The organism is Duganella fentianensis (assembly GCF_009857835.1).
Taxonomy (GTDB): domain Bacteria; phylum Pseudomonadota; class Gammaproteobacteria; order Burkholderiales; family Burkholderiaceae_D; genus Rugamonas; species Rugamonas fentianensis.
In genome coordinates, this window is the sequence record NZ_WWCL01000002.1 from 563,758 (window position 1) to 589,217 (window position 25,460).

Below are 25,460 nucleotides of genomic sequence, written 5' to 3' on the forward strand. Positions count from 1 at the left end.
TACACTGCTATGACGATACCGACTACCGCATTGTTGTATAGACGCCTAGATCAATCAGGCTTTGATGTCGATGAGCGAACCCAGCATCTGGTCGGCCGTCTGGATCACTTTGGCCGAGAAATCGAACTGCTTTTCGTAGACCAGGGAATTGGTGGTTTCCTTGGCCAGATCGGTCTGGCTTGGGCCGTCTACCTGCTGCAGTTGCTGGGCCTGAAACGACACGCTGACGCCGCTACCGGCCGGCTGGCTTTCCGTAAAATAGGCCTGGGAAGGCTGGAAACCCTGGGTGCCGATGTTGGCGATGGCATGGGCGCTATTGCCCAGCGCGCGCTCGGCAGCGTTGAGTCCGGTGATGCCGGAACTGAGCACAGCAATGGCCATGAAGTTTCTCCAAGGTAATTGATGAGCAGTGTACACCCATGCGGGACCCTGTGCACGGCAGTGATGAAAAAAAAGGCAGGCTTGACGACGGTGCGTGGGGTGCGTATTGTCGAAGTGAAAACCTGCTGGAAATGAGGATTATGCGGAAGTTGTTGTACTGTCTATTACTGCTAGGCCTGTGCGCCATGAATGGGGTGCGGGCCGAACCGATACAAGTGCGTTACCCGCGGGCGGAAAGCCTTGATGACGAACGCGGCGAATATGGTTATGCGCTGCTGCAGCTGGCGCTGGCCAAGGCTGGCAATCACTACCGCGCCGTGCTGTCGCAGACCAGCATGCAGCAGAACCGTGCGCTGGTGGAACTGCAGTCGGGGGCGGGCCGTATCGACATCGTCGGCACCATGACTTCCATCGAGCGCGAAGCGGCTTTGCTGCCGGTGCGCATACCGATGTCACGCGGGCTGATAGGCTGGCGGCTGGGGCTGCTGCGCGCCGATCGTCAGGAGTTGCTGCGCGATGTACACAATATTGCTGATCTCAAAAAGTTTTCCACCGGGCAGGGTCACGACTGGCCCGATCTAACCATATTGCGCCATAACGGCATTCTGGTCTATCCGGTGGCGGTCTACAGCAGCCTGTTCGGCATGCTCAATGCGGGCCGCTATGACTGGGCGCCCCGGTCACTGAATGAAATCTGGGGCGAAGCGCGCCGTCATCCCGAGCTGGTGGTGGACCAGCACATCCTGCTGCACTATCCCACTGCCGATTATTTTTTCGTGAATAAGAATAATCCTGCGCTGGCGGAGAATATCCGGCAGGGCCTGGAGCTGGCGCTGGCTGACGGTTCTTTTGAGCAGCTGTTCTATCTGCACTACGGTCCCGGCATACGCCGCGCACAGCTGGACAAACGGGTGCTGATCGAACTGCCGAATCCTCTGCTGTCGCCGCAGACACCGCTGCAGCGCAAGGAATTGTGGTTCAGTCTGGCAGACCTGAAGCGCTTGCATTGAGTATAGTTCCAAGGCAAGCATCAGAAAATTCCGATTTAAAAAGTTCCCTCAATTCTAGGGGCGCACCTTTGATCTAGATCAGATGTGTCACCCGTGTGTCACGTAGCCTTGTCACTCGCGCTGCATTCGCGGCGTTGAAACAGTCCCAATTTCTCTCAGGCACACATCTTACTATTGAGGTAAATCTATGTATCCATATTCCCAATCCGTCACCCCCGCAGCAAAGACTCATATGGAAGCGCAATTGTCGTTCTTTAACGACATGTCGAAATCGCTGTTCCGCACTCTGCAGCAATATAGCGATCTGAACATCCAGCTGGCCCAGACCATGCTGGAAGAAAGCACCAAGGCTGGCCAGCAAATGATTACGTCGCATCGTCCTACCGAAGCGTTTGCCGCCGTGGCCGCCCATGCCCAGCCGACGGCGGAAAAAGTCCGTGCCTACCAGCAGCACCTGTCGCGCATAGCCGCCGATACGCAGGTGGACCTGTCCAAAGTGGCGGAAGAACATGTACAGGAAACCAGCCGTACGGCCAAGGCACTGGCCGATGAAGTGGCCCGCGTGACGTCGGAAGAAACGGAAAAAACCATGCGTAACCATCAGGATGCGCTGGAGAAATTCAGTGATCCGTTCACCAGCTATAACGATGGCATGCGCCAGTCGCGCGGCAGCGAAATGCGCGGCACGTCCACCATGCAGAGCGCCGGCCAGCATGGCAGCGACAGCCGTGAAGGCAATATGCAGGGAGCGCAGGCGTCCTCGTCCACGGGCGGCAGCAGCGCCCAGAGCACGGCCAGCGCCAAACAGACGGGTGCCCGTAAAGAAACCTAAGCCGCACAGCCCGCACATACTGCTGGCCGTGGCCTGCGTGGGCTAGTTAGTGGCTAGTCGGCTGAGCTTGCTAGAGGGATGCAACGCTGTTGCATCCCTTGTCGTTTGAGGGGACCTTATGTTGCTGGCTCAGGCTTCGTTGCAGCGTTCCAGCCAGCGCAGTATGCCGTCCAGCGTGCGGAAATCGGCCACCGAGCGGGTGCTGATCTGCGGGTGACGTTGCTGCAGGATGCGCGACAGGGCTGATCCCGGCCCCAGCTCCAGCGCATAGCTGATGCCCGCTTCGGCCGCCGCATCCATGCAGGCGGACCAGCGGATAGGCGCGGCCAGCTGGCGTGCCAGCTGGTCTGCGGCCGTGGCCTGATCGCGCACGCTGATGGCGCTGATGCCGGCCAGTACGGGCGCCTGCACAGGCTGGAACGGGGTCTGTTGCAGCAGGGCGGCGAAGGGCGCCACGGCGGCCTGCATATAGCGCGTATGGGAAGCCACGGCCACGGGCAGGTGGGTGCAGCGTGCACCGTGCTGCGCCAGTAGCTGTTCCAGTGCAGCGCGCTGGCTGGCCGGACCACCGGCGATGCAGCTATCCTCGCCCGTCTCGATGGCCAGTTCGTAAGCATGGGCCTGCAGCAGAGGCTGGGCGCGGGATAGCGCCATGCCGGACACGGCCAGCAGCGTCTGGTCGGGTGCGTTCAGTGCCGCCTGATCCATCAGCTCCGCCCGCGCCGCTGCCAGCTGCACGGTGGTGGCCGGGCTGTAGGCCCCGGCCACGCCATACGCCGCCAGTTCGCCGATGGAATAGCCAGCCACCAGCGCCGGTGCGGGCGCATGCTCGCGTATCGCTGTCCACATGGCCAGCGTGGCCGCCACGATCAGGGGCTGGGCATGGCGGTTGGCATACAGGTCGCCGCCCGAGGGCAGGGCCAGACTGTCGAGCAGGGCAGATGCGCCTGCATCGCTGCGGGCCAGATCGAACATGGCGGCATGCTGGCCACCCTGACCGGGGCAGAGCAGCAGCAGACGGGCGGTAGCGCTCATTGCCCCGTTGCGCCCAGTGCCTGCACCAGACAGCTGGCCGCCAGCAGATCGGCAGCACCGCCCGGCGACAGGCGCAGGCTGACAAAGCTGCGGTGGCCCTGCAGAGCCAGCGCATGCCAGCGCACATGGCGGGTGCCGCCCAGTGCCAGAAAATGCTGCGCATGCTGGCGCACCAGTCGCGCGCCTTCCGGTCCGGCGCGGTGATATACATTGCTGTCGCTGACGTGAGCCATCAGTGCATACAGCGTATCGATGCGGGCGCAGCGACGGCTGGCACCGCGTGCCGTGGCCGTCTGCAGGGCAGGCACGCCCACTTCGAACACGGAGGGCAAGCCCAGCGCGCCTTCCTCGCGCGCGCCGCTGACGGCATAGCGGGCGGCCACGCGCAGCCCGTTGCTGCTGTGCTGCTCGGCCGGCCGGACGGCTGCATGGCTGGCCAGTTCCGCTCCCCAGCGTATCAGCAGCACGGCGCGCAGGCTGGCCGGCGCACTGGCCATGCCCTGGGCACGGGCGCGACCAGCGCTGGCACACAGCAGGCCCAGACTGAAGATGGCACCCCGATGCGTGTTGATGCCGCGCGTGGCGCGCAGCATGGCGGCTTCCGCATCGATGCCGAGCTGGCGTAACTGGGCGAACGGCGCGTTGTCCCAGCCGGCCAGACAGATTTTGCGGAAGTAGTGGCGCAGCGAGAACAGGCTGCGCATGAAAGTCAGCGCGTCCATGTCGTCATGGCTGCCATTGTCGACCAGCGACACCAGTCCCGGTTTCGGATACAGGCACAGCTCATGGTAAAGACTGCGCACGGCCAGACGGGCTACCTGTGCGGCATAGATCTGCGCCGGCGTTTTCTCTGGACGCGCTGCCCGGGCCATGCCTGCCATCTGCAGCGCTGCGGCACCACGGCGCAGCAGGCCAGCGGCGGGGACAGGGAAGGCGGATGGTTCGGTATAGAGTAGGGCCATCAGTGCTGCTCCAGTGTGGCCAGCAGGCTGGCCGTATCGCTCAGGCGTACGCCATCGCTGGCCTTGACCAGCACCTTGGCCCGGCTGGCTTGCGCCAGCTGCCATTCTTTCCACGCCACGGCCTGATCGCCGGGGAAGACGATTTCGCCGTCCAGCGGCAAGCGCGCGGCATACTGCGCCAGCACGCCCATGCACTGCTCGAGCTGCGCTGCGCTACGGGGATGGAACAGCAGATCGATGTCGGAACGCGCACTCAGATAGGGCAGGCCGGTGATCACCTGCATGGCCAGCGAACCGTAGACCTGCAGTCTGAACGGCTGCGCGGCGCGGGCAAATTCCAGCAGCACGGGCTGCCACGGCATGTCCACGCCCAGCGCCAGGTGCAGCGGCAAGGCAGGCTTGATGCGGGCGATATGCTGGCGCGCAGCCCTCAGGCCTATGCGCAGCTTGTTGCCGCTGACGGCGTCGGGCGGTAGCGGCAAGCCCAGACAGATCTGGTCGGCGCGTGCATCGGGCTCGCGCCGGCGCACCACCAGCGGCGCCTGCTGGTGCTGCCATTGCTGCAAGGCTGGCTGGTGTTCGGGGCGGGCGCTGGCAAGGGCCGCCTGCCAGCCGCAGGCGTCCAGCCAGACTAGCTGGTGGCGTGCCGTGCGCTGGGTGCTGGTAGCAGGCATGGGCCGCTCAGTTTATCTGCACGGCGCTGCCGTGCTGCACTGCGTTGATGACAGTCTGGGCATAACGCCGCCCGCCACGCTCCAGTCCCAGCCCGCTGCGTATATCGCCGGCCAGTGGCTGGGCCAGTGCGGCGCGCAGATGGGCTGCCAGATTGCCTTCCCAGATGGCGCCCAGACCGCCCATGCGCTGGTAGTTTTCCGGCCCCGGCGCAAACACGGGATTACTTTGCGCCAGTTCCAGCAAGCGTTCTTCCGGCACCTTGGTGATGCGCGCCATGGCCGGCAGGCCCATGACGCGGATGGTGGCATCGGGCAGGGCATAGCAGGCGTCGGCCATCAGCCCGCTGGTAATGAAGCCGCCCGATAGCGCCTGATCGTAGACCAGACCGATGATGCGGTGGCCCTGACGGCGCGCCAGATCGACGCATTTGCCCAGATGGGCCATATAGCTGTTGATGCCCAACATTTCGTCGCGGTGGCGCAGGCGCTGGCCTTGCGTATCGATCAGCATCAGGATGGGCATGGCCGGATGCTCGCGCACGATGCGCAATATGGCTTGCGCCTGCGCCAGTGCGATTTCTACCCCTATCGGCGTATGCTCGGTGGTGCCGATCACGCCGATCTGCTGGCCGTCGAATTTGCCATAGCCACTCAGGAAGCAATCCTGTTCGGTGATGCTATGCCCTTCGGGGAACAGCGCGGCGGCGATACTTTTCCAGTCGTTCTTGGCTTGCATCTCAGGCTCCCATGCGGCACTGGCCGGCTACAGCTATGAATTGATCGATGTCCAGCATGGGGAGATTGGCAGCATCGGCGATTCCCATGGCGCTCCAGATTTCGACGGGATCGCGCAACTGGCCAAAGCGCGCGATGCGCTGCGCCAGCATCTGCTGTTCCGCTTCCAGTGCTTCGAGGCTCAGTTGCACTGGCTGTCCCTGCGCTTCCGTCAGCGTGGCGATAGCCTGTGCAGCTGCTGTGCGGAAGGCCGCGATATCGTCGGCGACGATGGCGTGGCAGTCGCCCATCAGGTAGCGGTGCTTGCCACCCGTGGTGCGCCATACCAGCGCACGGTCGCGCGCGTCGAATTCTTCCACCCCGCTGGCTGTTTCGATCACTTCCGGCCCGGACATGGCCAGCCGGCCTTCTTCCGACATGATGACTACATTGGCGCAGCGCGCCACGATGCCCATGCCGCCGAAGGCACCATTGGCGCCGCCTACCAGCACGATCACGGGCACACCGGCGGCGCGTGCGTCGAGCAGGGCGCGCATCACTTCGGAGACGGCGATCAGGCCCGCATTGGCTTCATGCAGGCGTACGCCGCCCGACTCCACCAGCAGCACGACGGCCGCGGCCTGATCCTGCACGGCGCGGCGCAGCAGGCCCACCAGTTTGGCGCCATGCACTTCGCCCACGGCACCGCCCATGAAGCCACCTTCCTGTGCCGCCGTGTAGATGGTGACGCCGTTCAGGCGCGCGCGTCCCACGGCCACGCCATCGTCAAATGCCACCGGCGCATTCAGCTGGCCCAGATGGGGACTGATCACGCGTGCCGACGGCGGCAGAAATTCTTCGAAGCTGTCTGCATCGAACAGCTGCTGCAGCCGTTCGCGCGCACTGGCTTCCTGATAGCTGACAGGGCGGCTCATGCGGCATCTCCCAGCATGGTCTGCACCGCCTGATCCATGCGCAGGCTGACGACTGCAGGCGTGGCGCCCATGTCGTTGATGGAAATGCGTGCATTGGCCAGTTGCCAGCGCTGCTGGAAGTCCTGCATCACAGCCTGCCAGATGGCGCCGAAGCCAACGGCGGCAGTCTGGATTTCGATGCTGCAGGCACCATTCAGGTCGGCCGCCTCGATCAGCACTTCCAGATTGCCCGAGCCGACCACACCGACTATCTGCGGCTGTGCCGTCAGCGAGCGCGTGCCCTGTTCGTATCGATAATTGAGAGTTTCCATGCTGTGCTCCTTACCAGTTGCGGAAGCGTTTGGGCGGCTGATACAGCCCGCCCGAAGCGCGCACCAGGTCTTTCATATTGCGTGCTGCCAGCAGATCACGCGTGGCCATGCGCTTGTCTACGCCGATATCTTCGGCGCGCTGGATGATACCGCGATCGCGCAGATTTTCCACCATGCGCTGGTCGCGCCCCAGTCCCACCGGCGTGTAGCCGGCCACGCCACGGATGGCCTGTTCGCGCTCCTCGTCGCTGCGGCACAGCAGCAGGTTGGCGATGCCTTCTTCCGTCAGGATATGGGTCACATCGTCGCCGTAGATCATTACGGGCGGTATGGCCATGTCGGCCTGCTCCATCAGCGTCCAGGCATCGAGTTTCTCGACGAAGGCTGGCTGCATGTGCTCGCGGAAGGTTTCTACCATCTGCACGACGAGCTTCTGGCCGCGCGGGATGGTGTTGCGGCCCGCGCGTGCCTGTGCGCCAGCTTTGAGCCACGCGGGGCTGGCGTGGCGCCGGCCGCGTGCATCGGCGCCCATATTGGAAGCACCGCCGAAGCCGGAAATGCGGCCGGCCGTGGCGGTCGAGGAATTGCCCTGCAAATCGATCTGCAGCGTCGAGCCGATGAACATATCGCAGGCATAGTGGCCGGCGGCCTGGCACATGGCGCGGTTGCTGCGCATGCTGCCGTCGGGGCCGATGGCAAACACGTCGGGGCGGGCGTGAATGTAGTTCTCCATGCCCAGTTCCGAACCGAAGGAATGCACCGACTTGACGAAGCCCGCTTCGATGGCCGGGATCAGGGCTGGATGCGGATTGAGTGCCCAGTGCTGGCCTATCTTGCCGCGCAGCCCAAGCGATTCGGCATAGGTGGGCAGCAGCAGTTCGATCGCTGCCGTGTCGAAGCCGATGCCGTGATTCAGGCGCTGCACGCGGTATTCGGCATAGATGCCCTTGATGGCCATCATCGCCATCAGCACCTGTATCTCCGAAATCTGTGCCGGATCGCGTGTGAACAGCGGTTCGATGTAGTAGGGGCGCGGCGACTGCACCACGAAGTCTACCCAGTCGGCCGGTACGTCAACCCGCGGTACTTGGTCGACGATGCGGTTGACCTGCACGATCACGATGCCCTGCTTGAACGCGGTGGCTTCGACGATGGCCGGCGTGTCTTCCGTGTTCGGCCCCGTGTACAGATTGCCGTGGCGGTCGGCCGCTTCGGCAGCAATCAGGCACACGCGTGGTGGCAGGTCGACGAAGTAGCGGCTGAACAGTTCCAGATAAGTGTGGATGGCGCCGATATTCAGCTTGCCGGCCGAAGCCAGTCGCGCCACCCGTGTGGCCTGCGGGCCGGAGAAGGAAAAGTCCAGCCGCGCCGCGATGCCGCGCTCGAACACATCGAGGTGTTCGGGCAGGGCCAGCACGGATTGCAGCATGTGCAGCTGGTTGATGCGGGCCGGATCGAGATTGGCCAGGGCATGGCCGAGGAAATCGGCCTGTTTCTGGTTATTCCCTTCGAGGCAGACGCGGTCGCCGCATTCGAGCACGGCATGCAGCAGATCGGCAATGCGCGCCGCCGGCAGACTTTTGCCTGCCAGCTCGGCGCCCAGCACCGTGGCGGCACGCTGCAAACGCGCCGTGCGGTTCTGCTGTAGGGTGTTCCAGTCCATTATTTTGCTCCCATGATCATGTCAGGCAGGCCGGTGGCGATGGCAGGGAAGAAGCACAGCAGCAGCACGGCCACCAGCATCAGGATCAGGAAGGGGAACACGCCCCACACCACATCCTTGAGCGGAATGTCCGGTGCGATGTTCTTGATCACAAAGATGTTCAGGCCCACGGGCGGGTGAATCAGGCCCATTTCCATCACTACCGTCATGACGATGCCGAACCAGATCAGGTCAAAGCCCGCGTCTTTGAGCGGCGGCAGGATGATGGGCGCCGTCATCAGGATGATGGAGACGGGCGGCAGGAAGAAGCCGAACACCACCACCATCAGCAGGATCACGGCCAGCAGCAGCCACTTGGACAGGTGCAGGCTGACCACCCATGCGGCAGCGGACTGGCTGATGTGCAGATAGCTCATCACATACGAATAGAACAGCGACATGCCGATAATTAGCAGCAGCATGGTCGATTCCTTGATCGAGGAACTGAGGATGGGCGACAGTTCGCTCGGGCGCCACACGCCGTAGATCACGGCCAGCAGCAGCATGGCCAGCAGCGCGCCCAGACCGGCGGTTTCCGACGGCGTGGCAAAGCCGCCATACAGCGCCACCATCACGCCGATCAGCAGGATGATGAAGGGCAGTACGCGCGGCAGCATTTCCACTTTCTGCGCCAGCGTGAAGTGCTCGTCTTCCAGATAGGCCGATTTGGCACCACCGTTGTTGTAGACTTCCAGCGCCATGCGGTATTCCTTGCGGGCGCGGTACACGGCATAGCCGGCAAACAGCACCACCAGCAGCACGCCGGGGCCTATGCCGGCCAGGAACAATCGGCCCAGCGACTGCTCGGCCGCTACCGCGTACAGAATCATGGTGATCGATGGTGGCAGCAGAATACCCAGCGTGCCGCCGGCAGCGATGATGCCGGCCGCGAAACCGGGCGAGTAGCCGCGCTTGCGCATTTCCGGGATGCCGGCCGAACCGATAGCCGAGCAGGTGGCTGGCGAAGAACCGGCCATGGCCGCGAACAGGGCACAGGCAAACACGTTGGCGATGCCTAGCCCGCCCGGTATCTTGTGCATCCATGTGTGGATGGCGGAATACAAATCCTTACCGGCCGGCGATTTGCCGATGGCCGCCCCCTTCAGAATAAACAGCGGTATCGACAGCAGGGTAATCGATGCCATTTCCTCGTACACGTTCTGGGTGATGGTGTCGAGCGAAGAAGGCGGCATGCAGAAGTACATAAAGCCGGTGGCCACCACACCCAGTGCGAAGGCGATGGGCAGGCCGGAAAACATGATGACGAGGGTGGCGAGACCGTACAGCGCGCCCAGAGTCAGATCGCTCATGCGGCACGCTCCGTGACAGGTTTGTTGGTGATGCGGGCCAGCGTCTGCAGCACTAGTTGTAGCGCCAGCAGGCTCATACCCAGTGCCATCATGCCGTAGGGGATCCACAGCGGCGGAGCGAAGGTGGAGGAGGTGGTCTGGCCATCGACATAGGCTTCGTGGAACAGTGCCCACGATTTCCATGCGAAGAAGCAGCAGAACAGTGCCGACACCAGATCCACCAGCAGCAAGCGGGCCGCATTGACACGCGGCGGCAGCAGGCCGGCAATCGCTTCGATGCCGATGTGCCCCCGCTGCGACTGCACATACGCGGTGCAGAAGAAGGTCACGCCGACCAGCATGAAGACGGATGCTTCATCCTGCCAGTCGGTAGGCGCCTGAAAGAAGTAGCGCGACACTACCGAGTAGGTCAGGATCACGGCCGTCAGCACCAGCGCGATCATGGAAAGCCGCATCAGGCCACGGTTGATGGTGGCCAGCAGCGCCATGGCGGCAGCGATGGCGCGGTTGTCCGGCACGGCGGCGGCGCGTGCCGGTTCCAGTTCGAAGCCGTGGCTCACAGGGTTTTCTCCGCCAGTTTCAGCAGTTTGGCGCAGTTTTCATTGCGTTCGCCGTAGTCTTTCCATGCCGTGGTGCGGGCGATGGCCTGCCATTTTTTCAGCGCGGCCGGATTCAGGTCCACCACCTTGGCTTTGGCCTTGGTGTAGACATTGGCCACTTCCACGTCGTCAGCCTTGGCGGCATTCAGGGCGAAGGTTTCCATCTCGGCGCCGACAGCCATGATGGTGGCCTGCTGCTCCTTGCTCAGGCGGTCGAACACGGCTTTCGACATCATCAGCGGTTCGAACATGAACCAGTAAGCGCCGGCACGGCCCGTGGTCAGGGCTTTGGAGACTTCTTCCAGACGGAAGGAGATCAGCGAGGTAGATGAAGTCAGCGCGGCTTCCATCGCGCCCGTCTGCATGGCTGCATAAATTTCGTTGGACGGCAGCGAGACCACGGCAGCACCGGCTGCTTTCAGGATCAGGTCCATTTCGCGCGAGCCGCCGCGGATCTTCATGCCCTTGGCATCTTCCGGTTCGATCACGGGCTTGGTGCGCGAAGCCACGCCGCCGGCCTGCCAGATCCAGCTAATTAACACGATGCCTTTTTCGTTGAGGATGCGGCTCAGTTCCTTGCCCACTTCCGCATTCTTCCAGCCATAAGCCTGTTCGTAGGAAGTGACGAGGCCGGGCATCAGGCCGATGTTCACTTCCGGTACTTCACCGCCTGCATACGACAGCGGAACCAGCGATAGATCAAGTGCGCCCTTGCGCATGGCCGAGAACTGCGCGTTGGTTTTCATTAGCGACGAACCCGGATAGATCTCGAACTTGAGGCTGCCCTTGCTGCGCTTCTCCACTTCGGCGGCGAACATGCGGGTCAGGCGGTCGCGGAAATCACCGTCGTTGATGGTGCCACCGGGGAACTGGTGGGAGATCTTGAGCGTGGTGTTCTGGGCCCAGGCAGGCTGCAGCAGCAGGGGACTGGCGGCTAGTGCGGCCAGCACGGAGCGGCGGCTTATCTTACTCATGGTACTCATGTTTCCTCCAAGGGATGGGTCTATTATGCAACGCTGTTTTTTGTGTATACAAGAATATCCTGTCTGAATACAGTTGGCTAGCGATTTTGAACACTTATAATGAAGCTTGTTATACACAAGGTTCGAAACGCTATGACTACCCATTCCGCCACCCTGCGCGAAGAAATCGAAGAAATGATTGCTGTTGGCACGCTCAAGCCGGGCCAGCATCTGGATGAAACCGAACTGGCGGCCCGCTTCGGCGTGTCGCGTACGCCTATCCGCGAAACCCTGATCCAGCTTGCCTCGATGGGGCTTGTTGTAATCCGCCCACGGCGCGGCGCCATCGTGGCCGAACTGGGCCCGCAGCAGCTGGTTGAAATGTTCGAAATGATGTCGGAGCTGGAAGCCACCTGCGGCCGGCTGGCGGCACGGCGCATGACGCGCGAAGAACAGCAGGCCCTGCTGGCTGCCCATCAGGATTGTATGCAAGCCATGGAAGCGGAAGAGCCCGACGTGTATTACTACAAGAACGAGCTATTCCATGAAGCCATCTATGCGGGCAGTCACAACCAGTTCCTGATCGAGCAGACCCGGGCGCTGTACCGGCGTTTGCGGCCATACCGGCGCCTGCAGTTGCGCGTGCGCGACCGGCTATCGAATTCCTATCGCGAACATGATGGGGTGGTGCAGGCGATTATCGATGGCGATGGCGAGCGCGCTGCGCAATTGCTGCGCGAGCACGTGATGATACAGGGCCAGCGTTTCTCGGATCTGATGGCGTCGCTGCCGCAGCTACAGCTGTTCGCGGCCTGATGCCGGCTCAGGCAGCGGCGCCGCGCTGCAGCTTGATGGGGCGGGCCGCGTTCTGGGCGGGCGGCAGCAGATCCTGCAAGGTCTGCCTGTCGAGTACTGCCAGAAATGCTTCCATGGCGTCGTGCAGCGAATGCTTGAGCACGCATTCAGGAGTGATGGCGCAGGTATCGTTGGCACGGTCGAAGCATTCGGCCACGAAGAAATCGTTTTCCGTGCTGCGTACCAGGGTGCCGATATTGATGTCCCTGGGTTCTTTCGCCAGCCGCAGGCCGCCATTGCGGCCCCGCACGGTTTCTATGAGACCGGCCTGCCCCAGCTGGTACACCACTTTCATCAGATGGTTTTTCGAGATGGCGTGGGAGTCGGCGATGTCCTGTATCGTCACCAGACGATCGCGGTGCGCACTGAGGAAGAGCAGGGTGCGCAAAGAATAATCGGTGAAAGAGGTCAGACGCATAAGCAGGGCAGATTAGACAGATCAGCCTGCTATTCTATTACAAGCTGGCTCCGGCCGGTATTTTGGCCTGCCCGGCCTGGGCCCAGACCCAGGCCAGCAGACTGACCACCAGACTCACTAGCACCCCCCAGGCCAGCTTCAGCGCACTGTCGAACAGCAGCGGCGCGACCAGGCCCGAAACCAGCGCAAACAATATCATCTGGATGAAGGACTGCAGGGACGAGGCCAGCCCGTTATTGTTGGGGAAGTACTCGAGGGCCAGCAGCGAGAGCGGCGTCATGGCCAGCGCCAGACCGAAGGTGTAGATGAACAGGGGTGCCACTGCCCACGGCACGGTGGCGGTGAAATAGCTGTTGTAGGCCACGTTGATGACGCCGGCCGTCAGCATGATGGCAAAGCCGGCCCAGACCTGCGCTGCACGTGAGGTGCGATGGGCGAATTTGCCCGACAGGCCAGAGCCTATCACCATGCCGCTAATGAGCGGCACGAACATCCAGGCAAACGCCGTTTCCGGCAGGTGCAGGATATCCATCACGAAGTAGGCGGCCGAACCGATGTACAGCGCCACGCCGGCAAAGCTGGTGCCTACGGCGACCGACAGCAGCAGGAACTGGCGGTGGCACAGCACTTTCCAGTAATTGGCAGCGATCACGCCGGGGTGGAAGGGGTGGCGGTCTTTTTCCGCCAGACTTTCCGGCAGCATGCGCTGCACTGCCACGAACATCAGGACGCCGAAAGCGGCAAGGAACCAGAACACGGAACGCCAGCCGAAGCCCACCTGCAGCCAGCCGCCCAGCACGGGCGCAATGGCCGGACACAGGCCGAAGATCATCATCACGTGCGACATGATCTTCTGTGCCGTGGCACCCGAGAAGCGGTCCTGAATGATGGCGCGGCCCACCACCGAGCCGGCACCGGCGGCCAGACCCTGCACGATGCGGCAGACCAGTAGCACGCCTATGGATGGCGCCAGCGCACCGGCGATGGAGGCGGCGATATACAGCAGCAGCGAAATCAGGATGACGGGACGGCGGCCGAAGGAATCGGACAGGGTGCCGTAGAACAGCATCATGAAGGCAAAGCAGAACAGGAACATGCTCAGCGTCTGCTGGATCAGCAGCGGGCTGGCATCGAGGCTGCGGGCGATGGCCGGGAAGGAAGGCAGGTAGGTATCGATGGCCAGCGGGCCGACCATGGACAGGCCGGCCAACAGCAGGGTCAGCAGAGTATTCATGTGGGGTGTATCGAGGAGTTAAGGCGACATTTTACGCGATTTGCCGTTTTTGCATCGGCGCTGGCCCGAAGAGTAGAATGCAGCCATTCGGAATACACGGTATGGCACAACATGGCGGACATGATTGATTACTTGGACGTGCTGGCGCGGTTGGTGATAGCGCTGATTTTTGGCGGCATCATAGGACTGGATCGCAACCTGCATGGCAAGCAGACGGGCATGAAGACGCTGGGACTGGTGGCGCTGGGCGCCGCGCTAGTGACCATGGCCAGCATGGAGTTCGTCACGGCGCCCGGCAGCTACAGCCGCGAAGCGCTGAGCCGCGCCGTACAGGGTGTGATTACGGGCATAGGCTTTCTCGGTGCGGGCGTCATCGTGCTGGACCGGAATTCTTCCAAGGTACGGGGCCTGACCACGGCCGCTTCGATCTGGGTTACGGCCTGCATAGGCATAGTCTGCGGCATGGGTGGCTGGCGCATCGCGGCCATGGCACTGGTGCTGGTACTGGCGCTGTTCGTGCTGGGCCATCCGCTGGAACGGCATCTGCATAACCGCTGGATGCGCAAGACCGACAACGAGCGCGACGAGCTGACCCGCCACGAGGACTGAATGTCTGAGCATTTCAGTGCCATAAACTGTAGCGGCTGTAGCGGGATTGTGGGAGCTGCAGGCGGGCCATTATTCCGTCAGGCCGTGGTCGACGATATTCCGGCCATGACGCAGATACGCCTGTCGGTGCGGGAGAATGTGCTGTCCCGGCCGGACCGCATTACCTACCAGATGTATCACGATTATCTGGCCGCGCTGGGACGTGGCTGGGTGGCAGAGCTGGCCGGCGAGGTGGTGGGTTTTGCCTACGCGGACAAAACCGATGCGTCGATCTGGGCCCTGTTCATCCTGCCCGGGCATGAAGGCAAGGGACTGGGCGGGCATTTGCTCCGGCTGGCCACGGACTGGCTGTTCGGGCAGGGCCACGCACGGGTGATCTTGAGTACCGGCGGCGGCACCAGAGCCGAGCGTTTCTATGCGGCGCAGGGCTGGTGCAGGGCGCGCGAGGAGGATGGCGATGTGCATTTCTATCTGCCTGCACCGGCTGACCACGCTGGACCACGCCAAGCTGACGTTCTATCTGCTGCTCGATGAACTATTCTGAATCCTCTCTGCCTGCGCAGGGCGTGGCGGCTGCTGCCAGCCAGAACCGGCTGGCTTCGATCGATATCCTGCGCGGACTGGCGCTGTTCGGCGTGCTGATGGTGAACCTGATCACGGAATTCCGCGTCTCTATCTTCCAGCAGTTTCTGCCCCAGCCGGCCGAGGCGCAGCTGTTGCAGCGCGCGGTGCTCGGCTTCGTCCACGAGGCGCTGGAACTCAAGGCCTTTGCCCTGTTTTCCTTTCTGTTCGGCGTCGGGCTGGCGATGCAGTTCGAGCGCCTGTCGCCCACGGGGCGAGCCTATTACTGGCTGACGCGCCGCCTGCTGATCCTGCTGGTGCTGGGGCTGATCCATTTGCTACTGATCTGGAATGGCGACATTCTGACGGAGTACGCGCTGGCCGGCCTGCTGGTGCTGCCTTTGCTGGGTGCGCGCCGCAGCGCGCTGGCATGGACAGCGCTGGCGCTGCTGGCACTCTATCTTATTCTGCCCGGGCTGCCGTTGCCGCTGGGCTGGCCCGATGAGCAATGGCTGGCACAGCATATCGGGCGCGCCAATGCAGTCTATGCTGCGGGCAGCTGGTGGCAGGTGCTGCAGTTCGGCTGGAGCGAGCTGCCGGCGCTGCTGCCGCTGCATGTGTATATTTTCCCGCGCACGCTGGCGCTATTCGTACTGGGTATGCTGGCATGGCGTAGCGGGCTGTTTGCTGATGCGGCGGCCCAGCGTGGCAGGCTGCTGCTGGGAGGATGCTTGCTGGGCGCAGCGGGGGTGATCCTGACGGCTGCCGGCCAAGCAGGGCTGCTGGCCGGTCTGGCCCCTGTCTGCCTGGCGCTGGCCTGTGCGGCGTTGCTGGTGCTGGCTGCCGGATCGGCGCCCGTGCAACGCGGCCTGCTGCCGTTTGCGGCGCTGGGCCGCATGGCTTTCACCAACTATATCCTGCAGTCGCTGATCTTCGGCGCGATCTTTTTCGGCTACGGTCTGGGACAATTCGGCAAGCTGGCGCCTGCGCCCGTGTTTGTGCTGGGTGTGGGCGTGTATGCGCTACAGCTGGCGCTGAGCCGGATCTGGCTGCGCCATTTCCGTTTTGGCCCTATCGAATGGTGCTGGCGTACGCTGATGTATGGCCGCCGCCAGCCGATGCAGCGGGCGATATGATCGATTTTTTCGATAGTAAAACGGTAAATTTTGCGTTTTACAAGTGAGAAACTCGCAAGCATAATCGCTAGCACTCGAAGATATTCACCGGCCAGCTCTCCTGTCCGGTCGAGTTCTGACTAATCGTATTTCTTACCGGAGTCTCACATGAAAAAAATCCTTGCTCTGCTGATCGCTGCTGGTGTTTCGCTGTCCGCCGCCGCGGCACCGGAAAACTTCTCTTCCGACGCCAACCACACCTTTGCCCGTTTCGAATACAGCCACTTCGGTTATTCGACCCAGCAAAGCCGTTTCAACAACACCAGCGCCAAGATCGTGCTGGACCGTGCCGGCAAATCCGGCTCGGTAGAAGCCGTGATCGATGCCAAATCGGTCGATACCGGTTCGAAACTGTTCGATGGTCACATCCAGGGCGAAGACTTCCTCGATACGGCCAAATACCCGACCATTACCTACAAGTCGACCAAGTTCAACTTCAATGGTGATACGCTGGCCAGCATCGATGGCAATCTGACCATCAAGGGCGTGACCAAACCGGTGACCCTGACCGTGACCCATCTGCAGTGCATGGATCACCCGATGATGAAGAAACTGGCTTGCGGCGCCAATGCCACCGCCACCATCAAGCGTACCGAATTCAATGCCGGTAAATATGCGCCTTACGTGGGTGACGATGTGACCCTGACCTTCGCCGTCGAAGCCATCAAGGACTGATTACACCAGCTGTAATCCGCCCAGCAGCGCACCTGCAGCCAGCAGCCATAGCAAATGGATGCGGGTGCGCCAGATCAGCAGTCCTGCCAGCACCGACAGGGACCACAGTTTCCAGTCCTGCTGCCAGTCGCGATGCGCACTGCCGAGGATGATCCCCACCGAAACCATCAGCCCCACCACCACCGGCGCCATGCCCTGCTTGAAGGCGCGTACACCCAGCAGTTCGCGGTTTTCATGGCCCCAGCGCGCCGCCAGATAGGTGAGGGTGGTGGAGGGTATCAGTATGCCCAGCATGGTCACGCCCACGCCGGCAAAAGCAGCCAGATAGCTACCCGTATTGAGTCCCACTTTCCAGCCCATCAGGGCGACAAACAGCACATTCGGTCCCGGCGCCGCCTGCGCAATGGCGATGGCATCGTTGAACTGGGCCTGCGTCAGCCAGTGGTGTTCTTCCACCAGAAAACGGTGCATTTCCGAGGTGGTGGAGATGGCCCCGCCTATCGACATTAGCGATAGCAGCAGATAGTGTCCAAACAGATTGAGCCAGTCGCCCAGCGTGAGGGCCAGTTGCAGGGGCGTGTCCGTCATGGCTGCTCCCGTTTCAGTGTGCGGTAGGTACAGGCCACGCCTATGCTGCCCAGACTGAGCAGAGTGTAGGCCAGCGGCAGGTGCAGTAACACCACGAAAATCACGCAGAACACGGCCAGCAGGGCGGAAATCCACCAGCGCAGCGGATGTTTGCGCAACGAGGCGGCCAGCTTGAGGCCAGTAGCGGCGATCATGCCGGCCGAAACGGCAGCCATGCCGCGCAGCGCGCCCGTGACGGCGGCCACATCAGCGAACTGGGCATGCAGCACGGCCAGAGCCAGCACCACCAGCAGCGGCACGGCCAGCATGCCGGCCAGCGCCGTGAGGGCGCCGCGCAGGCCGAAATAGCGTCCGCCTATCATCAGGGCCAGATTGACCACATTGGGGCCGGGCATGATCTGCGCGACCGCCCATTCTTCGATGAATTCTTCCTTGGTGAGCCAGCGCTTGCGTTCCACCAGCTCGCGCTGCACCACGGCCAGCACGCCGCCAAAGCCTTGCAGGGCCAGCAGGGTGAAGGATACGAAGAGATCGAGCAGGGAAGTGGGTTGCGGGTGGTCGGGCGGGCGGGTCATAAGGCATTATCGCGCCGCTCTTGCCCTGTGTCTATGTCGGTTTCCACGCATGAAAACTATATTTGCCGGCGATGGGAGCCTGACATTGACTTTTGTCGTGACTGGTTAATAATCTCGTAGCATCGGTTTGCGATCATGCAGTTTTTCTTCCTTTAACAGGCACCAGGACAACCATGAATCAGACAGCCACTACCCATTTGCTCAAACCCCGCCGTAATGCTCTTGTCAGTGCCGCCGTCGATCGCGGCATCCTGGTCCAGAGCAACTTCAATACCATGTGCGCTATCGAGTACATGAAGTCCCATAACATCCCCGCCGAAGTGATAGAGCGGGTGCTGCTGGAACCGGAATTGCGCCGCAAACTGCAGCAGCTAGCGGGTTTTTGATGTTTACTTATACACAAAGCATGTTAGCAAGAATTTTTTTCAAATAAATTTGCGTGACAATCAGTGAGATTTCAAGTCATTGATTATTAAGGGATTTATTTTTGCCTGATTCATGGGCAGTTTGTTGAAAACCGCATGGTTACAGGCTTTGTGGGCTGTCAAGAGGGGCTTTTCCACATAGATATCCACAGCCTCTGTGGATATCGGCAAAAGTGCTTTAACAATCCGATACTTAAGCGAGACTTAAGGGGAAATCAGGCGTTCGAGGGCTGTTTCGATGCGGCTAGCAACTGGCGCGCCAACTCGAGTTCGGCACGTAGTTGCAGGGTTTGCTGATGGGCTTGCTGCAGTCCTTCGTAGGCCCGTAGCGAGGCGATCACGGTGGTGAACAGCTTGCGGGTGGTGAGGTCGGTCTTGCACCAGAAATCGTTGATGTCGTAATCGAGGATGATGCTGTGTTCCAGCGCCTGGCCGGGCTGGCCCGTGCGCAGCACGATGCGGACCAGCTGGTTATGCAGGGTCTCGCGGATCTGGCGCGCCACGATCAGGCCGGCATCGCTGGTTTCCATGATGACGTCCAGCAGCACCAGCGCAATATCGGGATTGTCGGTCAATACGGCCAGTGCTTCGTCGCCGCTATAGGCGTGCAGAAAGCTCAGGCGGCGGCCCTGAAAACAGACATTGCTGAGCGAAAATTTCGTCACCACATGCACGTCCACATCGTCATCGACGATGAGGATGCGCCACGGTGGCGGGCCGGCCGGGGCCTCGGGTTTGCTGGCCAGAGCGGTCTCTGTGCCGGACTCCGCTTCGTCTTCTATGATCCAGTCAGTGTCTTCGTCGTTGTGATTCATGCATCAATCCCACGGTGAGTCGAAGAAAGAATAGCGGTTGTATGGCCACACTATTCCTTGCTGCAAGGTTTGTCAAAGATTTCGCGTGTTCGGAAAAGCCACTGTCTCGCGCATTATACTGGCGCTGCCAAAAAATATTTTTCAGACGCGGAAGCGGGCCCGCGCGGGCTGTCGGGGCCTGCGCTAAGTGCTTGATTTTATTAGGTGAAAAAAATGCCCGAAGAATGGGCAATTTGTTCTAGCAGGCGCCGTTACAGGCGTTCTCTGCTGTCAAGTGGGGCTTATTCACAAGCTTATCCACAGTTGGTGTGGATATCTGTAAAAAGTGCTTACGCTGCATCACTTTAGCGCATAAAGATAAGGTTGATTATCAGGCAGTACGGGTTTTCAGCTGCTCCAGCTGGGCCAGAAAGCGTTCGCAGGCCAGTGTCGCTTCCCACGGTTCCCAGGCAGTCCCGCCGTAGATGGCCACCAGCGGGTCGGCTGCCAGCGGCGGCGTACGGATCTGCAGCGTGCGCCGCACTTCGGCCGCCGACCAGCCCACCACATGGACCGCTTCGCTGGCAGCAGCCAGATGGTCGGCGCGCTTGTGGGCGGCATAGTCGCGCTGGTTCCAGCGCGGCAGGCCGTAGCGCAGGAACACCGCCTGCTCCAGCCGCTGGCTGAGCGCTTTGAAGCCTTCGCCCAGAAAGGGCTTGAGCGGCGAAATGCAGTCGAACCCCAGCAGGCCTTCTTCTGCATCGTGCAGCAGCTCGCGCAGCGCTTCCAGCGGTGCCAGCGGCTTGCCTCTGGCCAGACTGTCGGCGGCGCGCAGATGCATGACGCTGAGCGAATGCTGGGCCACGGACAGCGGGCGCGTCCAGGCCGAATGGCCGCCCCAGCGGTAGGTGCGCGCCAGCCCCAGTGCCAGATCGCTGTCGTCCCAGTCGAACGGGGTGGGGTCTAGCAGGTCTAGCCGGCGGGCGGAGGGCATCCGCACCCAGGCGCGTGCGTCGGTACTGGCCATGGTGTGTCCTTGTGCTGCAGGGTGGTGGGGCAAACCGTTGCCCGTGCCTGCATCTTAGCCTTGTACGGGGATAAAGTTAAATTTCCTTTTCCGCCGCCAGCCCTGCATCGCCCAGCGCGGCGCAAGCCTGCTGCAGCGCCGCCGTGACTTCCGGCAGCAAGGCCAGTGTTGCGGCCAGGTCGCTGCGGATGGCGGCTTCTTCCATGCTGGCGCACAGCGTGTGCAGGCGGTTGTCGCTCAGATAGCTGGCGCTGCCTTTGAGCGCATGGATGGCGGCGGCTGCCATGGCCGGATTGCCCGCTGCCAGCGCGCTGCGTGCCGCTTCCAGCCGGCGCGGCGCCTCTTCCAGAAATGCCTGGGTGATGCGCTGCATATGGCTGGAGGACATGCCCGACAGGGGCTGGATGTGGATGGCCGCGCTGTTGCTGCCCGTCTGGCTGGCTGCCTGCTGTGCGGCGCTGATAATCTGGGCCGAAGCGCGCCGGGCCGCTGGCGCCACGTCGAACTGGGCATCGAGCGCTTCTACGCTGGGAACGACGCGATAGCTGTGCTGGCCCAGCGCCAGCGGCTTGCCGCTGCTGAGGTGGCGCGCGATGATCAGCTCGATCTGGTCGTACAGCAGGTGCTCGTCCACCGGCTTGCTGAGGAAGCCATCCATGCCCACGGCCAGATAGCGCTGGCGGTCGTGCTCGCTGGCATTGGCGGTGAGCGCAATGATGGGGACGCTGGCATCGAGCACACGGTAATCGTCGCTGCCGCCGTTGCGGATCAGGCGCGCAGCCTGTTCGCCATCCATCATCGGCATGCGGCCGTCCATCAGCACCAGATCGTACTGGCTGTTGCTCAGCGCATGCAGGGCTTGCAGGCCGTTTTCCACCATGCGCACTTCGTGGCCCATGTTTTCCAGCAAGGTGCTGACGATGATCTGGTTGGTGCGCACATCTTCTGCACACAGTATGCGCAGGCGGTAGCTATGCCGTTCGCTGCGCGGCTGGCGCGCCGTATCGGCCAGCGGCGCCTTGCCCAGTGCCATGGCCAGCGTAAAGCTGAAAGTGGAGCCTACGCCCAGCTGGCTCTGGACGGCGATTGAACCGCCCATCAGTTCGACCAGTTCCTTGCAGATGGCCAGACCCAGCCCCGTGCCGCCGTAACGGCGCGTGGTGGACTGGTCGGCCTGCTCGAATTTCTGGAACAGGCGCGGCAGGGCGGCGGCCGGAATGCCGGGGCCCGTATCGCTGACATCGAAGCTGATGCAGTGCTGGTTTTCCTGGGTGAGGATGGTCGAAACCCGCAGGCTGACTTCGCCACGGTCGGTGAATTTGATGGCGTTGCCCAGCAGATTGAGCAGTATCTGGCGCAAACGGGTAGGGTCGCCGCGCACATAGCGCGGCAGGTCCAGCGCCAGATTGGTACGCAGTAGCAGGCTCTTGGCATCGGCCTGGGTCTGCAATATGCCCACGGCATCGTCGAGCAGCTCGACCAGATCGAAATCGACAGATTCGATAGTAAGCCGGCCTGCATCGATTTTGGAAAAGTCCAGAATATCGTTGAGGATGGCCAGCAGCGATTCGCTGTTCTGCAGGCCGATGCGCAGATACTCCTCGGTACGGCCCTGCACGGCCTGATCGCGCATGGCGAATTTGATCATGCCGATTACACCGGCCAGCGGGGTGCGGATATCGTGGCTCATGGCCGACAGGAAGTCGATACGGTGGCGGCTCACCACTTCCGCATGTTCCTTGGCGACGCTGAGCTGGGCCGTGCGTTCCTGCACGCGCTGTTCCAGCGTGTTGCGCAGCAGGCGGATCTGGTCGGCCAGGGCAAAGGCCAGCAGCACGCCGTCCAGGGTGCCGCCCAGCAGCGTGAACAGCTGCGCATTGCTGACCATGGCAGGGATCAGGCCTACGTTGGCAGGCAGGATCAGCAAGCCCGGCACCATCAGCGCCACAAAGCCCAGTACGAAAAAGCGCGCCGGATAATAGCCGCGCCGCCACACCACGATGCCGCTGATCAGGGCCAGCGTCATCCAGATGCTGATGACGATGGTGGCGATGGTGTGGGCATAGCTGAGCGCAAAGAAGCAGCTGGGCAGTGTCAGCAGCGGCAGGATCAGGTTGATGCGGCTATAGCGGTACAGTCGGGGCGCATAGTCCTGCAGGCGCAGGAAGCTGGTGTAGAACAGCGTGCTGAGCACTGGCAGCAGGAAGAAGGGCACATAGTGCCAGTGCAGATTATGCCAGTCGAACAGGTCGGCCGACAGGTGGAAAGTCATGCCCCAGGCCAGCGCATAGCACAGCACATACAGCGAGTAGTACAGCGAGGAGCGGTCGCGCGTGATGGAATAGATGAAGAAATTGAACACCGTCAGCGCCAGCAGCGCACCCAGCGAACCGATGATCAGCACATTTTCCGAGGCCACCAGCTGCTGGTACTGGACCCGCGGCAGCACCGACATCACGGGCGTGCGGGCGTAGTAGGGGCTGGAGAAGCGGATCAGAATCTGGTAGCGCTGGCCGGGCAGCAGATCCATGTCGCGGCCATAGTGCATCAGATAGGCATGGGGCTGGCGATAGCCGGTCAGCATCTGGCGCACGCTGCCATCGGGACCATACAGCTGGATGTCGACCAGATCAATCAGGGTGTCGTTGGGATCGATGACCCAGGCGGCCTGCTGGCTATCGTTGCGCAGTTCCGCCACCAGCCAGTAGTGGCCGCCCAGCAGGTCGACCTTGCTGGCCGGTTTGAGCTGGCTGACAAACTGGGGCAGACTGGCAGCGTCGACGGGGAAAGGCTGGCCCTCGTCGCTATACAGGCGCGCATGCCGCAGCAGATCGATGCTGCTGCCGTTCAGCCCGATGATGGGGCTGATGGTCTGCGCCTGCGCCGGCCCCGCCAGCACGCTGGCCCAGAGCAGCAGCAGGGCCAGCAGCCGGAACAGTCCGAACCCGCCATGCGCCAGCCAGCACCGCAGCTGCGTCAGCGCGCAAGTCTGGCCGGTGCTCGGTGGCTGCAATAGGCGGCGCGCAAAGCTCATAAAGGGGCGGGGTAGCGACGGCGGTGGAGTTGGCAAGGAGAGTGCATTTTAAACGAGAACTTAGTGCCAGAAAGTAAAAATTGATCTTTAGCACGTTGTCACTGTCGCATTTGGGCAGGTAAGATGGTGGTTTTTGCTGCGGGAAAGCCACTATGCTCATTACGCCAGAACAGTTGATCGGATTTCTAGGGGCGGCCATGCTGATCACGGTATCGCCGGGGCCGGATAACCTGATGGTGCTCAGCGTGGGCATGTCACGCGGCCGCCGTCAGGGTATGGTGTTCGGGCTGGGCTGTGCGCTGGGCTGCCTCAGTCATACGCTGCTGGCCACGCTGGGCGTGAGCGCCCTGATCAAGGCCTCGCCGCTGGCTTTTGGCGCCCTCAAGCTGCTGGGCGGTGGCTATCTGGTCTGGCTGGGCATAGGTGCTTTGCGTAGCCGCGGCGGTGCCCGGGTGGAAGGCAGCGGCCTGCCGGAAGAAAGTCTGGGCCAGCTGTTTGCCAAGGGCCTGTTTGCCAACGCCATCAATCCTAAAGTAGTGCTGTTCTTCCTGTCCTTCCTGCCCCAGTTCGTGCTGGCCGAGCGGGGCGACGCCAGCTGGCAGACAGCCCAGCTGGGTGTGCTGTTCACGTTGCAAGGGGTGGTGATCTTCGGCCTGCTCGGCTATTTTTCCGGCAGCGTGGGCAGCTGGATCAACCGCCATCCGGGTGCCGGCATGTGGATGGACCGCGTGGCCGGGGCGATTTTTGTGGGGCTGGGCGTGAAACTGCTGGTTAGCCGATAAATTTGCCCGGCTGTCATCACCCTGTCACGTTGAGCAGCGATACTGTCTCTGCTCTTTCAAGTCTCTCCCGATTTGAAATTTTCCTCGGCCCGTGCTCATCCACGGGCCTTTTTTTTTGCTGGCGGCTAGCGGGCCTGCAGACGGTAGTGCAGTTCCAGCTGGTCCTGCACAGCCAGTGCGCCGCCCATGATGGCGAACGGGGTGATGCCGTAATCGCTCTGCAGGATGGTAAAGCTGCCTTCGGCCGCGAAACTGCGCCCCTCGCTCTGTAAGCTGGCGGGCACGCGCAGCTGGCGCGTAACGCCATGCAGGGTCAGCGCCAGCTGCAGGCTCTGGCCGTCCGGATGGCGTTCGGCCTGTACCAGCACCAGCGGATAGCGCTCTGCGTCCAGCGTGCGCTGCAGCATGTTGTGGCGGGTGCCGGCGATGGCGTCGGCCGAAGGCTGGGGCCGCAAGCCGGCCGCCAGCCGCAGTTCAGGCGGGTCTACCAGCATGTCGTCGAGGCGGAACTGCAGGGTGGCGCGGTTGTTGCGCTGGTCTACGCTGCCGCTCAGCTGACGCACCAGAATCAGGTGGTCATGGCCCAGGCGGGCCAGCAGGCCGCCGCGCCGCACGATGATGGTGATCTGCGAAGCTGCATCGTCGATGTTCAGGACTGGCAGTTCGGCCGTGGCAGCCAGAGTATCGGCCACGGCGGCCGTGCCGGCAGGCGCCGTACCGGCGCTGCTATTGCCGGCGTCCGCCCCGATGGCAGGTGTGGCCGCGGCGGGCGGCAGGGGCGCCACGGGACTGCAGGCGTTCAGCGCCAGACTGCAAACGAGGGCGCAGAGCAGCGCGACTGAGCGGCGCTGTACAGTGGCGGAAACTGGTTTTATTGTCATCGTTGGCGGCCGTCACGGCGGCGTCACAAAGCTTGATTATGATCCGTTTCGCTGATTCCAGCATGCGCCAGCTGGTCGCCGCACCCAAGCCGGTGCGGGAATTCACGGCGCATGACTCGGCAGGCTGGCCGGTGGCCTGAAACACCGGCACCATCCTCTCTCTCGGCCCTGCGCTGGCCGCGCCGGACAAATTCATCTACCTTAATCATCCCCTAAGCCTAGCTGGCCGGATCGCTGGCAAAGTAACACCTGTAGCGCGCGGCCTGAGCCCCGCGCCCGGTTGCCGGACCTGCAAGCCCGGCACAGTTACCGTCCAGGCGGCACGCTAGCCGCCAGACCCCCGACATCCCCACGCCTTCGAGCGTTTTACAACCAGCATCATCACACGATGACGCTGGTT

Annotated in this window: 28 protein-coding genes; 9 read left to right on the forward strand and 19 right to left on the reverse strand. The window is 62.2% G+C overall.

The features are described from left to right. Positions 1–54: 54 nt before the first annotated feature. Positions 55–381: a flagellar basal body rod C-terminal domain-containing protein gene (locus tag GTP23_RS10385; RefSeq protein WP_161035075.1), complete on the reverse strand. Its 327-nt coding sequence runs from the start codon at positions 379–381 to the stop codon at positions 55–57. Positions 382–521: 140 nt separating this feature from the next. Here GTP23_RS10385 and GTP23_RS10390 point away from each other — a divergent pair, with 140 nt between their 5' ends. Both GTP23_RS10390 and GTP23_RS10395 read left to right on the forward strand, forming a co-directional pair. Continuing rightward, positions 522–1,391: a transporter substrate-binding domain-containing protein gene (locus tag GTP23_RS10390; RefSeq protein WP_229256040.1), complete on the forward strand. Its 870-nt coding sequence runs from the start codon at positions 522–524 to the stop codon at positions 1,389–1,391. A 232-nt stretch (positions 1,392–1,623) separates the two neighbouring features. Beyond that, the gene (locus GTP23_RS10395) at positions 1,624–2,223 is read left to right on the forward strand and encodes a phasin family protein (RefSeq protein WP_229256041.1); all 600 of its coding nucleotides are present in this window, start codon (positions 1,624–1,626) and stop codon (positions 2,221–2,223) included. A 129-nt stretch (positions 2,224–2,352) separates the two neighbouring features. Here GTP23_RS10395 and GTP23_RS10400 read toward each other — a convergent pair whose 3' ends face one another. The 10 genes from GTP23_RS10400 to GTP23_RS10445 all read right to left on the reverse strand — a co-directional run bounded on the left by GTP23_RS10400 (position 2,353) and on the right by GTP23_RS10445 (position 11,439). Then, the gene (locus GTP23_RS10400) at positions 2,353–3,258 is read right to left on the reverse strand and encodes an ACP S-malonyltransferase (RefSeq protein ID WP_161035077.1); all 906 of its coding nucleotides are present in this window, start codon (positions 3,256–3,258) and stop codon (positions 2,353–2,355) included. Next, entirely contained in the window at positions 3,255–4,139 is an 885-nt protein-coding gene (gene mdcB / locus GTP23_RS10405; protein ID WP_161035583.1) for a triphosphoribosyl-dephospho-CoA synthase MdcB, read from the reverse strand. The genes GTP23_RS10400 and mdcB overlap by 4 nt, the downstream gene beginning before the upstream one ends. 80 nt (positions 4,140–4,219) lie before the next feature. Next, positions 4,220–4,894: a malonate decarboxylase holo-[acyl-carrier-protein] synthase gene (gene mdcG / locus GTP23_RS10410; protein WP_161035078.1), complete on the reverse strand. Its 675-nt coding sequence runs from the start codon at positions 4,892–4,894 to the stop codon at positions 4,220–4,222. A 7-nt stretch (positions 4,895–4,901) separates the two neighbouring features. Further along, the gene (mdcE, locus tag GTP23_RS10415; RefSeq protein WP_161035079.1) at positions 4,902–5,630 is read right to left on the reverse strand and encodes a biotin-independent malonate decarboxylase subunit gamma; all 729 of its coding nucleotides are present in this window, start codon (positions 5,628–5,630) and stop codon (positions 4,902–4,904) included. A 1-nt stretch (position 5,631) separates the two neighbouring features. Beyond that, positions 5,632–6,543, reverse strand: coding sequence for a biotin-independent malonate decarboxylase subunit beta (locus GTP23_RS10420; RefSeq protein WP_161035080.1), 912 nt, complete (start codon positions 6,541–6,543; stop codon positions 5,632–5,634). Then, positions 6,540–6,854: a malonate decarboxylase acyl carrier protein gene (mdcC, locus tag GTP23_RS10425; RefSeq protein ID WP_161035081.1), complete on the reverse strand. Its 315-nt coding sequence runs from the start codon at positions 6,852–6,854 to the stop codon at positions 6,540–6,542. Before mdcC ends, GTP23_RS10420 begins: the two co-directional genes overlap by 4 nt. Positions 6,855–6,864: 10 nt before the next feature. Further along, positions 6,865–8,517 carry a malonate decarboxylase subunit alpha gene (gene mdcA / locus GTP23_RS10430; RefSeq protein ID WP_161035082.1) on the reverse strand — a complete coding sequence of 551 codons (1,653 nt, stop codon included), beginning with the start codon at positions 8,515–8,517 and terminating at the stop codon, positions 6,865–6,867. Further along, the gene (locus GTP23_RS10435; RefSeq protein WP_155435218.1) at positions 8,517–9,866 is read right to left on the reverse strand and encodes a TRAP transporter large permease; all 1,350 of its coding nucleotides are present in this window, start codon (positions 9,864–9,866) and stop codon (positions 8,517–8,519) included. The genes mdcA and GTP23_RS10435 overlap by 1 nt, the downstream gene beginning before the upstream one ends. After that, positions 9,863–10,426: a TRAP transporter small permease gene (locus GTP23_RS10440; protein WP_161035083.1), complete on the reverse strand. Its 564-nt coding sequence runs from the start codon at positions 10,424–10,426 to the stop codon at positions 9,863–9,865. The genes GTP23_RS10435 and GTP23_RS10440 overlap by 4 nt, the downstream gene beginning before the upstream one ends. After that, complete coding sequence (locus GTP23_RS10445) at positions 10,423–11,439, reverse strand: TRAP transporter substrate-binding protein (RefSeq protein ID WP_161035084.1); 1,017 nt, start codon at positions 11,437–11,439, stop codon at positions 10,423–10,425. The genes GTP23_RS10440 and GTP23_RS10445 overlap by 4 nt, the downstream gene beginning before the upstream one ends. Positions 11,440–11,580: 141 nt before the next feature. Between GTP23_RS10445 and GTP23_RS10450 the strand changes: the two genes are divergently transcribed. Next, entirely contained in the window at positions 11,581–12,243 is a 663-nt protein-coding gene (locus GTP23_RS10450; RefSeq protein WP_161035085.1) for a GntR family transcriptional regulator, read from the forward strand. Positions 12,244–12,250: 7 nt separating this feature from the next. Here the strand turns inward: GTP23_RS10450 and GTP23_RS10455 are convergent, their stop codons facing one another. Both GTP23_RS10455 and GTP23_RS10460 read right to left on the reverse strand, forming a co-directional pair. Beyond that, complete coding sequence (locus GTP23_RS10455) at positions 12,251–12,700, reverse strand: RrF2 family transcriptional regulator (RefSeq protein ID WP_161035086.1); 450 nt, start codon at positions 12,698–12,700, stop codon at positions 12,251–12,253. 37 nt (positions 12,701–12,737) lie between these two features. Then, positions 12,738–13,934, reverse strand: coding sequence for a multidrug effflux MFS transporter (locus GTP23_RS10460; RefSeq protein ID WP_161035087.1), 1,197 nt, complete (start codon positions 13,932–13,934; stop codon positions 12,738–12,740). 120 nt (positions 13,935–14,054) lie between these two features. Between GTP23_RS10460 and GTP23_RS10465 the strand changes: the two genes are divergently transcribed. The 4 genes from GTP23_RS10465 (at position 14,055) to GTP23_RS10480 (ending at position 16,954) form a co-directional block, all read left to right on the forward strand. Next, on the forward strand, positions 14,055–14,543 hold the full coding sequence (locus tag GTP23_RS10465; protein WP_161035088.1) for an MgtC/SapB family protein: 489 nt from the start codon (positions 14,055–14,057) through the stop codon (positions 14,541–14,543). Between the two features lie 48 nt (positions 14,544–14,591). After that, a complete protein-coding gene (locus GTP23_RS10470) occupies positions 14,592–15,077 on the forward strand; it encodes a GNAT family N-acetyltransferase (RefSeq protein ID WP_371866888.1) in 486 nt (161 codons plus the stop codon). After that, entirely contained in the window at positions 15,074–16,240 is a 1,167-nt protein-coding gene (locus tag GTP23_RS10475) for a DUF418 domain-containing protein (RefSeq protein WP_161035089.1), read from the forward strand. Before GTP23_RS10470 ends, GTP23_RS10475 begins: the two co-directional genes overlap by 4 nt. Positions 16,241–16,387: 147 nt before the next feature. Continuing rightward, entirely contained in the window at positions 16,388–16,954 is a 567-nt protein-coding gene (locus GTP23_RS10480; protein WP_161035090.1) for a YceI family protein, read from the forward strand. Here GTP23_RS10480 and GTP23_RS10485 read toward each other — a convergent pair whose 3' ends face one another. Further along, on the reverse strand, positions 16,955–17,542 hold the full coding sequence (locus tag GTP23_RS10485; RefSeq protein ID WP_161035091.1) for a chromate transporter: 588 nt from the start codon (positions 17,540–17,542) through the stop codon (positions 16,955–16,957). Next, positions 17,539–18,117, reverse strand: a complete 579-nt coding sequence (locus tag GTP23_RS10490; RefSeq protein ID WP_161035092.1) for a chromate transporter — start codon at positions 18,115–18,117, stop codon at positions 17,539–17,541. The genes GTP23_RS10485 and GTP23_RS10490 overlap by 4 nt, the downstream gene beginning before the upstream one ends. A gap of 173 nt (positions 18,118–18,290) precedes the next feature. Here GTP23_RS10490 and GTP23_RS10495 point away from each other — a divergent pair, with 173 nt between their 5' ends. Continuing rightward, entirely contained in the window at positions 18,291–18,503 is a 213-nt protein-coding gene (locus GTP23_RS10495; protein ID WP_155435228.1) for a hypothetical protein, read from the forward strand. 254 nt (positions 18,504–18,757) lie between these two features. On the opposite strand, the gene GTP23_RS10500 is transcribed toward GTP23_RS10495, so the two are convergent. The 3 genes from GTP23_RS10500 to GTP23_RS10510 form a co-directional block, all read right to left on the reverse strand. Continuing rightward, positions 18,758–19,357, reverse strand: a complete 600-nt coding sequence (locus tag GTP23_RS10500; RefSeq protein ID WP_229256042.1) for a hypothetical protein — start codon at positions 19,355–19,357, stop codon at positions 18,758–18,760. A 370-nt stretch (positions 19,358–19,727) separates the two neighbouring features. Continuing rightward, the gene (locus GTP23_RS10505; protein WP_202412123.1) at positions 19,728–20,363 is read right to left on the reverse strand and encodes a phosphohydrolase; all 636 of its coding nucleotides are present in this window, start codon (positions 20,361–20,363) and stop codon (positions 19,728–19,730) included. Positions 20,364–20,439: 76 nt separating this feature from the next. Further along, positions 20,440–23,397 carry a hybrid sensor histidine kinase/response regulator gene (locus GTP23_RS10510; RefSeq protein ID WP_161035093.1) on the reverse strand — a complete coding sequence of 986 codons (2,958 nt, stop codon included), beginning with the start codon at positions 23,395–23,397 and terminating at the stop codon, positions 20,440–20,442. Between the two features lie 152 nt (positions 23,398–23,549). Here GTP23_RS10510 and GTP23_RS10515 point away from each other — a divergent pair, with 152 nt between their 5' ends. Continuing rightward, complete coding sequence (locus GTP23_RS10515; protein WP_161035094.1) at positions 23,550–24,179, forward strand: LysE family translocator; 630 nt, start codon at positions 23,550–23,552, stop codon at positions 24,177–24,179. Positions 24,180–24,304: 125 nt separating this feature from the next. Here the strand turns inward: GTP23_RS10515 and GTP23_RS10520 are convergent, their stop codons facing one another. Beyond that, the gene (locus tag GTP23_RS10520) at positions 24,305–25,060 is read right to left on the reverse strand and encodes a YceI family protein (RefSeq protein ID WP_161035095.1); all 756 of its coding nucleotides are present in this window, start codon (positions 25,058–25,060) and stop codon (positions 24,305–24,307) included. Positions 25,061–25,460: the final 400 nt, after the last annotated feature.

What these genes read in the sequence shown, in the direction of transcription:
- mdcA (WP_161035082.1), bottom strand. Translation starts at nt 8,517, where the DNA reads ATGGACTGGAACACCCTACAGCAGAACCGCACGGCGCGTTTGCAGCGT.
- mdcE (WP_161035079.1), bottom strand. Translation starts at nt 5,630, where the DNA reads ATGCAAGCCAAGAACGACTGGAAAAGTATCGCCGCCGCGCTGTTCCCC.
- GTP23_RS10485 (WP_161035091.1), bottom strand. Translation starts at nt 17,542, where the DNA reads ATGACGGACACGCCCCTGCAACTGGCCCTCACGCTGGGCGACTGGCTC.
- GTP23_RS10465 (WP_161035088.1), top strand. Translation starts at nt 14,055, where the DNA reads ATGATTGATTACTTGGACGTGCTGGCGCGGTTGGTGATAGCGCTGATT.
- mdcC (WP_161035081.1), bottom strand. Translation starts at nt 6,854, where the DNA reads ATGGAAACTCTCAATTATCGATACGAACAGGGCACGCGCTCGCTGACG.
- GTP23_RS10390 (WP_229256040.1), top strand. Translation starts at nt 522, where the DNA reads ATGCGGAAGTTGTTGTACTGTCTATTACTGCTAGGCCTGTGCGCCATG.
- GTP23_RS10460 (WP_161035087.1), bottom strand. Translation starts at nt 13,934, where the DNA reads ATGAATACTCTGCTGACCCTGCTGTTGGCCGGCCTGTCCATGGTCGGC.
- GTP23_RS10500 (WP_229256042.1), bottom strand. Translation starts at nt 19,357, where the DNA reads ATGAATCACAACGACGAAGACACTGACTGGATCATAGAAGACGAAGCG.
- GTP23_RS10435 (WP_155435218.1), bottom strand. Translation starts at nt 9,866, where the DNA reads ATGAGCGATCTGACTCTGGGCGCGCTGTACGGTCTCGCCACCCTCGTC.
- GTP23_RS10520 (WP_161035095.1), bottom strand. Translation starts at nt 25,060, where the DNA reads ATGACAATAAAACCAGTTTCCGCCACTGTACAGCGCCGCTCAGTCGCG.
- GTP23_RS10515 (WP_161035094.1), top strand. Translation starts at nt 23,550, where the DNA reads ATGCTCATTACGCCAGAACAGTTGATCGGATTTCTAGGGGCGGCCATG.
- GTP23_RS10455 (WP_161035086.1), bottom strand. Translation starts at nt 12,700, where the DNA reads ATGCGTCTGACCTCTTTCACCGATTATTCTTTGCGCACCCTGCTCTTC.
- GTP23_RS10420 (WP_161035080.1), bottom strand. Translation starts at nt 6,543, where the DNA reads ATGAGCCGCCCTGTCAGCTATCAGGAAGCCAGTGCGCGCGAACGGCTG.
- mdcG (WP_161035078.1), bottom strand. Translation starts at nt 4,894, where the DNA reads ATGCCTGCTACCAGCACCCAGCGCACGGCACGCCACCAGCTAGTCTGG.
- GTP23_RS10395 (WP_229256041.1), top strand. Translation starts at nt 1,624, where the DNA reads ATGGAAGCGCAATTGTCGTTCTTTAACGACATGTCGAAATCGCTGTTC.
- GTP23_RS10385 (WP_161035075.1), bottom strand. Translation starts at nt 381, where the DNA reads ATGGCCATTGCTGTGCTCAGTTCCGGCATCACCGGACTCAACGCTGCC.
- GTP23_RS10445 (WP_161035084.1), bottom strand. Translation starts at nt 11,439, where the DNA reads ATGAGTAAGATAAGCCGCCGCTCCGTGCTGGCCGCACTAGCCGCCAGT.
- GTP23_RS10480 (WP_161035090.1), top strand. Translation starts at nt 16,388, where the DNA reads ATGAAAAAAATCCTTGCTCTGCTGATCGCTGCTGGTGTTTCGCTGTCC.
- GTP23_RS10510 (WP_161035093.1), bottom strand. Translation starts at nt 23,397, where the DNA reads ATGAGCTTTGCGCGCCGCCTATTGCAGCCACCGAGCACCGGCCAGACT.
- GTP23_RS10505 (WP_202412123.1), bottom strand. Translation starts at nt 20,363, where the DNA reads ATGGCCAGTACCGACGCACGCGCCTGGGTGCGGATGCCCTCCGCCCGC.
- mdcB (WP_161035583.1), bottom strand. Translation starts at nt 4,139, where the DNA reads ATGGCAGGCATGGCCCGGGCAGCGCGTCCAGAGAAAACGCCGGCGCAG.
- GTP23_RS10495 (WP_155435228.1), top strand. Translation starts at nt 18,291, where the DNA reads ATGAATCAGACAGCCACTACCCATTTGCTCAAACCCCGCCGTAATGCT.
- GTP23_RS10450 (WP_161035085.1), top strand. Translation starts at nt 11,581, where the DNA reads ATGACTACCCATTCCGCCACCCTGCGCGAAGAAATCGAAGAAATGATT.
- GTP23_RS10400 (WP_161035077.1), bottom strand. Translation starts at nt 3,258, where the DNA reads ATGAGCGCTACCGCCCGTCTGCTGCTGCTCTGCCCCGGTCAGGGTGGC.
- GTP23_RS10475 (WP_161035089.1), top strand. Translation starts at nt 15,074, where the DNA reads ATGAACTATTCTGAATCCTCTCTGCCTGCGCAGGGCGTGGCGGCTGCT.
- GTP23_RS10490 (WP_161035092.1), bottom strand. Translation starts at nt 18,117, where the DNA reads ATGACCCGCCCGCCCGACCACCCGCAACCCACTTCCCTGCTCGATCTC.